Below are 11,432 nucleotides of genomic sequence, written 5' to 3'. Positions count from 1 at the left end.
TTGGCACACTTTGTAAAATTTTATTGTTTGGTGTTTTATGGTGGCTAACCTGACTGCAAATAAAGAAGCAGTGACTGATGAAGTGTTAATGCTGGCTTATGCTCAAGGTGATAATCAAGCTTTTAGCCAGCTTTATAATCGCCATAAAGGTGGTTTATATCGTTATTTTGTTCGTCAAATTCATGATCTGCAATTGGCTGAGGATTTATATCAAGATACTTGGGGACGGGTAATCAAGTCGGCGAGTAGTTATCAAGCCTCTGCAAAATTTACCACTTGGTTGTATCGCATTGCGCATAATTTAGTGATTGATCATGTTCGTAGTGTCAAACCTGTCGATAACTTTACTGATGTTGTTGATGATGAACAATCTTTTGACGTCAATGATGAGTCAATGGCACCTGAACCATCTGTCATTATGCAAGCTAAAGCTAGGCTATTGGAAAAATGTATTAGCTTGTTACCTCAAGTACAAAAAGAAGCCTTAATCATGAACTTTGAAATGGGATTTACTGCGATAACAATTAGTGAAATAGCTAATGTAAGCATGGAGGCGACTAAAAGTCGACTGCGCTATGCTCAGCAAAGTTTAAAACAGTGTGTTGCTAATAAGTGGCAAGAGGTGGGTCATGGTTGATCAACATAAGAATCATCAAACTATGACTGATGATGAGCTTTTATCATTATATAAATTACAAGCGAAAGAACAGCCGAGTGCTGAACTAGATCAAAGAATTATTGAGATGGCTGCTGATCGCAGCAATAATAGCGTGCGTCAAACAGTATGGTGGCTACAGCCTAAATGGCAGTTATCGAGTGCTGCATCAATTGCTTTAATTGTGACAGGACTTTGGTTTTATCCTGTTGCAGAACAATCGGTGATCACACCAACTGCGACCAATGATATTCGTTTATATTCTGAACAAGCCGCTGATATGCAAACAGCTCGACCAGTATTAAGAATGGCTGCTGTGCCAAAGGATAGTGAGATTAACTTAGGTAATATAGCTACATCACAGATAGTGGAGCAGTTAACATTATTAATAAAGCAACAGCGCTGGGATGAGGCGGGTGTTTATATTTCGGCAATAAAAACTCAACGGCCTGAGTTGTTAGACTCAAATGATGCTATTGCTAAAGATTTACAGTTATTGCAACAACAATGGCAGCAGCATCAAAAATAACTAAGTGGATCTCATTGATTTTGGCGTTATCAATGAGATTCATCAGTTAGAAGTTAGCCTTAAAGTGTTGGAATGATTTCGATATTGCAGGCTAAGCTATTTGAAATAAAACAATTAGCATGAGCTTTTTCATGAATTTTATTAAGTACTTCTACGGAAATAGCCGTTTCATCAGCAAATATCACTTTAGGCTTTAATGTCATTTTGGTAATCGCTTGTTTACCACTTTCTAACTTGCCTAACTCGGCATGACATTCGTCTGTATAACTTAGTACAGTTAAACGTTTTAAATGAGCAATGGTAAGAAATGTAATCATATGGCAGGACGATAATGCTGCAAGTAGGCCCTCTTCTGGATTCACCTTGCTAGGATTTCCTTTATATTCAGGAGCAGAAGATGCTTGTACTGTCTGACCTGAGCCAAATGTAATGGTATGGTCGCGGCAAAATTCGCCGTCTTCTAATACTTCAGCATCTGAAGATAATTGCCATTGTGTAGTGACTGAAAAAGCCATGAGTTACCTTTCTATAAAATAAACAGCAATAGCTGTAAATTAAAACACAGCTGATCAATATAAGCGACTTTGCATGTTTAATCAGTAACAAGTTATGACATTTTGACGAGCCGCACATAATATCAACTGAAAATGATTCAAGTTAATATAATTGTTATGCAAGTTCGTCATTAATGTTTAGTTTGCTAGTGAAAACAAGCCGATAATGAGGTTACTACTTAACATTAGGGGGGCTAACGCTTTAGCTCGATAGCTTAAGGTAAAAATGACTAACAAGGCCGCCACTGACATCATGCCAGTAAAGAAGATTAACCCATAAGCGATACCAAGTTGGGTTATACACCCTGCAAAACTCCCACCAAGCACGAGCCATGCGCATATGTACAATGAATAACGTTGCCATTTGCTCGGAGCTCGACTAAAGCTATCTTTAAAGTGGCTAAACATTGCCAGTGCAAATAGGCCAAATGCAAGGTAGCCTAAACTAATCATTAATAACATTATAGAGGATGTTCCTGTAAATTAAGGCTGCGCTTTTTAGGTATTCTACTCGTACGTTTTTTCAACTGTATTGCTGCAAAACCCGACATGACGGCAAAAATTAGGCACATTATATCAAATCCCACTAATTGCCACTGCATCATTTTGATATTGGACAATAAATTTGTCGGTGAAGTTAGACTATTTAATATTGGCAGGAAAGCGAAACTAATACTGTTAAGCCAGAGTAATTTGCACCATGCTTGACGGTCATTACGCCAAAAACTAATGAGTATCGTCAGTAGTAATACGCTAAAAAAGCTATTTATCTCAATATCGTATCGTTCCGTTAAAGAGGCTGGTAGCATTCTGTTTGTTATAAAAAATGCAGCCGTGGCTAACGGCAACCCTGCTATTACGCCAAGGTTAAGCGATTCGACAATCCGTAAACCTAAGCTTGGACTTGCTCCCGTTATAAGTTGCTTTTGTTGTTTTTTACGTATTTTAACGGCCCACATGATTGTTCCCGTAGCAATCATAGTACAGCCCAGTATACCGCTAATAAAAAACATGGCTCTTAATATTGGCTCTGCAAATCTACCCGTATGGAGTGCTAGTAAAGTGTCATGAGTTGCTAAAATAGCGCCTAAAGACTGTGGCGTGGACACTAATTGGCCTGAGATGCCATTAATGACAACTCTATGCTCCTGCTCAGTAAGATCTTGCTGATTATTCAATTCCGCAATAATTCTACTATTACTATCGTTAGGGTTAATAATGGTAATGGATTTTAAGGTAGGTTCATTCCAAACATTATCAAGCATTGGCAATATGGTTGATAAATTTATTAATGGCTGCGTTATTCCACTTGCTCTTGGCATTGAATTATTTGGGTTTATGTCATTATTAAGTGCTTGACGGCCACCTTCATATACAGAGTTTAATCCCCATGGCATTAATGAAAACATGATTGCGATTAGGCCTGTGTAGGTAATCATCAAATGATATGGCAGCGCGAATACTGAACTCACATTATGTGCATCTAGCCATGATCTTGCGCCTTTGTTAGGCCTAAAGCTGAAAAAGTCTTTAAAGATACGTTTATGAATAACAATGCCACTAATTAAGGCGATTAACATAAACATGGTACAAAAGCCGACGATCCATCGACTTATTGATGTTGGCAAGTAATGTAAATCAAAATGAAGGCGATAGAAGAAGTGGCCACCTTTAGATGCCCGAACTTGGTCGATAATATGGTTATCGGTGGTAACAATGTGTTCAATATATTTGCCACGTTTTTGATTTTCTTGGGCCGCAAGCTGCCAAGCATAGCTTAAATATGGCTTTCGTTCAGTTGGGAAATTGATATACCACTTAGCTGCGTTAGATGCGTGTTGCTCAAGATACGCCTGCCCAAAGTCAATAATCTGAACAATATTTTTAGGGTTATATGATTGAATTACATTTTGATGTAACTCCGGTTTCATCCATAAATTTATCGCATATCGATAATAACTTAATGTACCACTGAAAAAGATAAGCAGTAATAGCCAGCACACAAGAAGACCTACCCAAGTATGGAGCCAGTTCATTGTTCGGTAAAATGAATCTTTCATATTAGTTCTACAGAAATGGTAATTGATACAAGTAACAGAGAACTGAGCCCCATTGTATAGGCAATGAGGCGCTGTAAATTTTGGATAGCGAAGCAGTATAGGATAAAAGCTGTATAAACCATAAATGATATCAAAGTCATTAGATAGGTATTTTCAGCATTGCTTAAGGGAAGAACTTGAGTCCCTAAGATTGTTATTAATGTACTGATTAAATAGCCAAAAACGATAGCCAAGATTGTTCTTGTTATTATTTGTACTCGTTTATTTGAGTACCACATGCTCCATAATCTCAATGATGACCTACTTCATAATAACCTAACTAAAATGATTGAAAGAAGACTATCTTATTTAAATGCTATTAAGAAATGCTTTCATTCTCATTAACACAGTTATGTGGAGATGATCACATCGGAAAAATCCATCAATAATGCATAGGATTTACAAATTAAAAAACATATAGGAAATAAGTGTTGCAACTTTTGAATGCAATTTGTCGGTTTTTTGACGCTTTGCTTGTTGTTTTTTCAATAATTTGACGAGCCTTTTGCAAGGCATTTTGAATGTTTTAGTTTTAATGCTTTGTTTTTGTTGTTAAAAAGGCGGAATGTGAACACTAGTAGTCATTGCTTCAATGTTGTTTAATTGTTATTTTAATTTTGACAATCAAGCCTATTCTAAATACAATTAACGGGACTAGAACAAGTATTTAACAAGTGTGTGCTTTGGTAAGTATCACTTTTAGATACAAGTTTAGTTTTAGACTAAATAGCAATATTACTTTGCTTTTGAGTTTCTGACTCTGAATAGAGCTTGGAGCGTGTAATTTAGGATGGGATTTCAGTCCCATTGCAGGTATCTGAATTGTTACTCAATTTAGGCAAGCAGTTTAAAAATATAGTTGCATTGGGAGTTTTTATGAAAAATCTGTGCTCATCCTTAAAGATGTTAATGTGCACACTTCTGTTAGGATTGTCTTCATTCACTGTTAGCGCTGATGGCAGTGACGGACCACTTAAAAGTAACATGGAAGTTTATTCACTCAACGTAAATGGAGAAGGAAAAGAAGAGGTTAAACCTGCAGATACTGTAGAACCAGGAGGAATTCTGGAGTACAAGATGATGTACACTAACCAAGGTAATTCCGAACTTCAGGGGCTAGTTGTAACTGCTCCGATCCCCCAGAGCACTACCTTTTTAGGTGGTAGTCAGTTAACTCAAGTAGATTCAACATTTCTCGCAAGTTTAGATGGAGAATTGTTTGAACCTGAACCAATTAAACGTATGCGAGCAAATGCTCAAGGTGAGATGGAAGAAGTCACCATTTTGCCTGTTGAGTATCGCATGATCCGTTGGATTCCGAAACGTGAAATTGATGCAAGTGAATCTATGGTATTCAAATATCGAGTACGAGTTAATTGATCATTTCTCTACGTTAAAACAGATATAAAACACTTATCTAGGATGGATTAAAGTCGTGCAAACGACCGTTCATCCTTTTTAAATTGTTTGTATTTCAAACGACATAATTACTGATGAGACAAACTGTATTTATGTTGGCGGGATAACTAACTAATTAGTGAAAAGGTACCAACTCATGACCTTCAAATTAAAAAGCATATTTAAGTGGGCTCCTATGCTGCTTTTGGGTTCTGCGACATGCCTTTCGGCGCAGTATGCATTAGCAGCAACGGAAGCAGGCACACAGATTACCAACAAAGCGACAGTGTCGTATGAAGATAATCTAGGTGTGTCTTATACGGCAACATCAGAAGATGCAATCGTGACTGTTGCACAAATTTATAGCGCGACCATCGAGGCAGATTCAGAAGCAAATGCTTCTCCAGGTGGTTTTGCATATTTACAACACACATTAACAAACACGGGTAATGGTGCTGATACCTATACATTAACCATTGCACAGAACCATACAAATGAAACTAATGCTGATGCAACTCAGCTTGATGCGACATCAATTAAGATTTATGAAGATTCAAATGATGATGGTTTACCGAGTGCAGGTGAAACATTATTAGCGCAAATTCCTGGAACAGGGCCTGGTGCAACTAATACCAGTGTGACGATTCCCGGAGGTACAGCAATGAAGTTAGCTGTACAAGTTCAAGTACCTTCAACGGCAATCGAAGGTAATACTATTGGTCTAACCTTAACCGCAGTGGCGAATAATGCTGATAATACGGTTGTAACCGATTTGACCGCATCTAAAGGTTTGGATACTGCCGATGGTACCAACGAAGATACAGTTAATGTAACTAATAATGCTGTAATCGTATTAAATAAAACGGCTACTGCGCTCCCTACTGTGGCAGGCTTAACAGAATCAGACTTTACCGGTTTAGATGTTGATGGTGGCGATGCTGGTGACCCAGCCTTAAATGTAATTAAGTATGTTGTTACCGCGACGAATACAGGTAATGATCCTGCAAAAGGTGTGGTTTTACTTGATGCGATTCCTGACGGTGCATTCTTGATTACCGGAACGGCTGAAAGCTTTGACTATACACCAACTAGCAGTGGTTTTGTTGCTTCTCTAGATAAGGCTGCAACATCATTAGCTAATATCGCTGATGAGACAGCTGTTGTTAATGGTACGGGAACTGCGATTGATATTAATGGCGATGGCGATGCTACTGATACCGGTGAAGCAGGCCTAGATCTCGATATTAATGCGAACGGTAATAAGACTGATGCGACCGTTGCAGGTATTTACGCATATAAAGATTCGTTATCTAAAAGTCAAACTGTCACCATGACCTTCTATGTTGTTTATCCACCTGCATTAACAGAGGCTGATACTACAATTGAAAACACTGCATTAATTTGTTCGGATAACAATAATGATGGTGATAAGGCTGATGGAGATGAGTGTCCAGTAACGTCGAATAAGACTGAAACGAAGACAGAGTCAAGTTTATCAGTATTAATTGATGATACTGGCGCAATGTCAACTAGTACTGATGGTGGTGACTTTGATACAACCTTAAATGATATTCAGGTTGTTGATGCAGCTCCCGCGGGTTCGACCGTATATTTCTATCACCTTATTACTAATACAGGTAACGAGAAAGATACCTATGATATTGTGACTGCAAATAATACCTCTGGTGGTTTCCCTACAGGTACTATTTTCTCTCATATGAATGGTGAAGGTACGGCTCCAATTACCAATACTGGTGAAATTGAGCCTTCAACTTGTACTGCCGCAGCAACATCATTTGATGGTATTGCTATTAAGTGTAATCAGAAGTTAATTCGTGTTATTGCAACCTTACCTGGTAATGCAAATGGTAGTACGGGTTACACTGCTACGACCACTATTACTTCTACAACAGATAACACGATTACAGATACGACTGAATCAACGTTGAACACAATTACGGCACCAACAGTGGATGTAGCAAATACGCCATTTAATGCGGGTCAGCCAATTGATGCTGCAACAGATGTTAACCCAGTAAATACTGGTGATGGTATTAGTGCTGCTGATGTTGGTACAACATTTACTTTTGCTGATGCACCAACTAATGCAAACCCTTTATCACCGGGTGATACGGTTAAAGTTCCACTTTACATTGCAAATGAAGGTGGAAGCCCTGATTCATATGACTTAACGTCAGCTGGAGCATTTGATACCGGTGCGTGGGGAGCGGTTCCTACTGGTTGGTCTGTACAATTTGAGGTACTAGGTGTCGATACTGATGCTGACGGTACTTTAGATGATACTTCAACAGCGGGTAGTATTATTACCTCGACTCAAGCTATTGGTGGCGGTTCTGTATTGCACTTAAATGCAGTAATTACGGTATCGGCAGATGCTGCTCAAGCACTTGCTAATAGTAACCAAGCTGGTGCAATTGATGCGAATACTGATGGTGATAATGATTATCTAATCTCGTTTGTTGCAACTAGCCAAATAACAGGAGCTTCTAACCGTAAGTTGGATGCATTTGATATCGCAGCTGAGCGTGAAATTAGTATTTCACCTACACCGCTAACGGATCAAATTAAGCCTGGTGGTAATGTTGACTTTAATCAAACACTTGCTAATACCGGTAACTCTACTGAGCAAGTAACATTAGGTACAGCTAATACCGATCCTAACTTCAGTGATACATTATTAATCGATACAGATGGTGACGGTACTCCTGATACTAGTGTTGCTAACCTTTGTACCGTAGCGCCGTGTCCTCGTACTATTACTGGTAATGATGGTGCTGTTATTGAAGTTGAGTTAGTTGGTGGTGTGCCTGCATTAACATTGGAGCCTGGTGAAAGTGTAGAGCTACAAGTAACTGTGTTTGCTCCTGCTAATGCATCAAATAACCAAAGTAATACAACAACTATTACTGCGGACAACACTGATGCGACTGGTCCTGATGCTAACTCTGAGTTAACTGTTATCGTGAGTGTTGGCCAAATTCGTCTTGAGAAGTTTGGTGCGGTTGATACCGATTGTGATGGTGCTGCTGATACCTTATTCATGAGAAACCAAACGCAATTAGTTGAGCCTACTCAATGTATTATTTGGAAGATTGTAGCGACTAATGAAGGTGCGACTAAAGTCATGAATATTAGTATTGATGATGAGTTTACCCCATTTACTGCTGCACCAACCTCAGGTGTGACTGCTGTAGGTAGTGCAGGCTTAGTTAGCTGTATTAATACTATTGATACACCAGTGATTCCGCATGGTGGTACAGGTTATCCAGTTAATGAAGATATTGGTGAGTTATGTACTCCAACAACAGCGACAGGTACTTCTGTAACTGAGTCTATTACAGGTAACTCTGTTAAGTATGTTGTTTCTGAACTTGCTTCAGGTGACAAAATGGTTGTTCATTTTGTAGCCGAAGTTCAATAACCTTCAATTAGTTAGTTAATACTGCCGTAGCTGAGTCTAGATACTCTAGACTCAGCTTTTATTACCACTTTGAAATAGAGGAGCATCAGATGATGAAGTGGTTGACTTCAACATTATCGATACTCTTTATTGCTGCGCAGGCAATAACACCTGTAAATGCAGGGACGTATGGTGGGACATTAATTGATACACAATCTACTGCTACCTATTTCGATCCAGGTGTAGGTGAAGTATTTACGGTTATATCAAATCATGCTTATGCGCGTGTTGCTGAGGTTGCATCTGTTTCTATTACTAAGAATCAGTCGTTTCTAGCAGCTCCTGGTCAAACGATCAGCATTCCTCATGTTGTGCGTAATACAGGTAATATTGACGATTCATATATATTATTTGTTAGTCAAAAAGAGGGAGATTCAGGCGATTTAGATCAATTAGGAGATAAAAAACCGAGTAATACAGTTTCAGATTTTAATATTTATTATGATGTTAATGGTAATGGTGTTGCTGATGCTGGTGAGCAAGCTATTACAGAAACAATGTTATTAGCACCAGATGAAGCGATGCCAATTGTTTATGTGGCAACTGTGCCGGGTACGGCTAATGAAAACGATAACTATATAGTTGACATCTCAGCAACAAGCAAAGCTTATTCTACTGAAAACGCAACAGAAACAGATGTTGTTTATGTGACTAGAAAAGCACTAGTAAACTTAAATATTGAGAATTTTCCATTTTGTGATGTGTCACTTAATGTCGGCGATAATATTCGCTATAAAGTTAATTATTCTTCTGTAGGTCACCAACGACCGTTAGAACTATTACAACCACTAGAAATTATTGCTAGTGAAGGCACTATTAATTTAAATGGTGTATTAATTGAAAGCTTAGTTCCTGCTAATACAGTTTTAGTTAAATCGGTCGATGTAGCCCAAGCACCAACGTTTTATAGTTATAACGATGGTGGTGAAATAATTTATAGTGGTGCATCTATGATATTACGTATAACTGGTTCAGGTCAGGCGGATGATATTTATAGTTACACATGGAAAACTTATGAAAATTGGGATGGACAGGAAGCTGTAGATCGAGTTGCTTTTGTCGTTCGCGCAGAATTTATGGAACTTGGTGAGTCAGGTTTTTATGAATATGATGTAAAAGCGTTAAATGGCAATGTTGAAATATATAATCGAGCACAAATTGATGTTGATGGCGATGTTAACGCTGACATGCAAAGTAACCAAGTATGTAACAATATTGGTGATAATGGTGGTCATCCTGATGGTAAGATTCGTTTTTTAAGAGTACCTACCGAGCAACGTTCTGAACTAAGTCAGTATGTGAGTGGTACTGAACCGTCAGAAATTCCTGGTTTTACCATTAATAACAATCAATTATTTACCACCACTAACTTTTATATATCTCGAAGTGTTGATTATTATTTACCATTATTAGATGCGGTGTATGTAGAAGCAGATTTACCTTTATTTAATCGTGATGCTGGTGAGTATGACGGTTTAAATGAACCTATCCATATTACAGTACACTCACAGAAAACGGGTAAAAATGTTGACGTTAGAGTAGTTGAAACAGGTCCTAATACAGGCGTATTTAGAGCTGTTCACGGTATTGTTATTGGTGAAGGGCAAGCCGGTCAAACGCTTTGTCCGCGAGTTGAAAAACATCCGACTGAAGTTTATCAAGTTAGCGACCAATGTCGTTTATATACACTCTCAAATGATACCTTGTTAAGTCGAGTATCTCATAATGGTACTTTGCTAAGTTCGACTGCAAACGTGAATAGCCGCTCTATTGCATTTGATAGTTTAGGCTTTACTCCTGTTACTGGCACGAGAGTGTCAGTATTCGACTATGCAACAAAAGAACCTGCTATTAACTTATTAACTCAAGAGCCTGCCGTATCAACAAGTGATGAATTGGGTTTCTTTGATATGCCACCGCTAGCAAGCGGCAAGTATTATATAGAAGCTACTCCTCCATCAACTCATACGTGGCCATCTGAATTCAATAAACTTGAATATTATTATAAATATAATGTTGAAGGAGCTTCTTTTGGTATAGATAGCTCTGCTGGTAACGGCTATTTTGAATTAGAACAAGCAGGTTTTCATCAATTAGATATTCCTTTAGATCCTTCAGGGTTAGATCAACGTTTGATTGTTCAAAAAACAGCTGATGATAGTAAAGTTGAAGTGGGTGGTTATTTAAAATATTCAATTAGTATTATGAATAAATTAGATAGTGATTTATTCAATGCAAAAGTTAAAGATATATTGCCTTATGGATTTAAATATATTGAAGGTACCGCAAAATATAATGGTGAAGTGTTTACTAATATCCTTGGTAGCCCAGGACCGGAATTAACTTTTGAGATTAGTGATATACCAGCAAATTCTGATAATACTTTAACGTATGTATTACAGGCTACGGCGGGTGCTATTGATTCAGACGGCGTGAATAAAGCCTCTGTATCCGCTCGCATGCTCAATGGTTTCACCTTAGATTCAAATGAAGCAAGTTATCAGGTGGATGTCGAGCAATCAGGTCCTTTAACAGATAAAGGTATTATTTTCGGTAAGGTGTTTGTTGATAGCAAATGTGACGGTAAACAAGGAAAAGGTGATTGGCCAATTGGTGCCGTACGTATATATATGCAAAACGGTGATTATGTTATTACCGATGAAAATGGTCAATATTCATTATTTGGTGTTGAGCCTGGTTTTAAATGTTTTGCGTG

The 11,432-nt window shown here is 38.2% G+C and carries 8 protein-coding genes; 5 read left to right on the top strand and 3 right to left on the bottom strand.

Going from position 1 to position 11,432, the window contains the following annotated elements; all coding sequences use genetic code 11:
* The first annotated feature begins 37 nt into the window (after nt 1-37).
* Entirely contained in the window at nt 38-637 is a 600-nt protein-coding gene (locus JCM15074_RS18360) for a sigma-70 family RNA polymerase sigma factor (RefSeq protein WP_025823165.1), read from the top strand.
* Nucleotides 630-1,184: a hypothetical protein gene (locus tag JCM15074_RS23835; protein WP_025823163.1), complete on the top strand. Its 555-nt coding sequence runs from the start codon at nt 630-632 to the stop codon at nt 1,182-1,184. The genes JCM15074_RS18360 and JCM15074_RS23835 overlap by 8 nt, the downstream gene beginning before the upstream one ends.
* Before the next feature lie 59 nt (nt 1,185-1,243).
* Here the strand turns inward: JCM15074_RS23835 and JCM15074_RS18350 are convergent, their stop codons facing one another.
* The 3 genes from JCM15074_RS18350 to JCM15074_RS18340 all read right to left on the bottom strand — a co-directional run bounded on the left by JCM15074_RS18350 (nt 1,244) and on the right by JCM15074_RS18340 (nt 3,798).
* The gene (locus JCM15074_RS18350) at nt 1,244-1,699 is read right to left on the bottom strand and encodes an OsmC family protein (RefSeq protein WP_025823161.1); all 456 of its coding nucleotides are present in this window, start codon (nt 1,697-1,699) and stop codon (nt 1,244-1,246) included.
* A gap of 177 nt (nt 1,700-1,876) precedes the next feature.
* Nucleotides 1,877-2,200, bottom strand: a complete 324-nt coding sequence (locus JCM15074_RS18345) for a DUF3325 domain-containing protein (RefSeq protein ID WP_025823159.1) — start codon at nt 2,198-2,200, stop codon at nt 1,877-1,879.
* Nucleotides 2,200-3,798, bottom strand: a complete 1,599-nt coding sequence (locus tag JCM15074_RS18340; RefSeq protein ID WP_025823157.1) for a PepSY-associated TM helix domain-containing protein — start codon at nt 3,796-3,798, stop codon at nt 2,200-2,202. Before JCM15074_RS18340 ends, JCM15074_RS18345 begins: the two co-directional genes overlap by 1 nt.
* A gap of 915 nt (nt 3,799-4,713) precedes the next feature.
* On the opposite strand from JCM15074_RS18340, the gene JCM15074_RS24445 reads away from it, so the two are divergent.
* From JCM15074_RS24445 to JCM15074_RS18325, 3 genes are all read left to right on the top strand, one after another.
* Nucleotides 4,714-5,217 (top strand): hypothetical protein, encoded by a 504-nt coding sequence (locus tag JCM15074_RS24445; RefSeq protein ID WP_306302240.1) that lies wholly within the window; start codon nt 4,714-4,716, stop codon nt 5,215-5,217.
* Nucleotides 5,218-5,431: 214 nt separating this feature from the next.
* Nucleotides 5,432-8,677 (top strand): beta strand repeat-containing protein, encoded by a 3,246-nt coding sequence (locus JCM15074_RS18330; protein ID WP_159105315.1) that lies wholly within the window; start codon nt 5,432-5,434, stop codon nt 8,675-8,677.
* An 89-nt stretch (nt 8,678-8,766) separates the two neighbouring features.
* On the top strand, nt 8,767-11,432 hold a 2,666-nt coding region (locus JCM15074_RS18325; RefSeq protein WP_025823151.1), incomplete at its 3' end, for a DUF11 domain-containing protein.

Origin of the sequence: Shewanella marina JCM 15074 (assembly GCF_000614975.1) — a bacterium.
Taxonomy (GTDB): Bacteria; Pseudomonadota; Gammaproteobacteria; order Enterobacterales; family Shewanellaceae; genus Shewanella; species Shewanella marina.
This window is presented reverse-complemented; position numbering and strand designations above follow the sequence as displayed.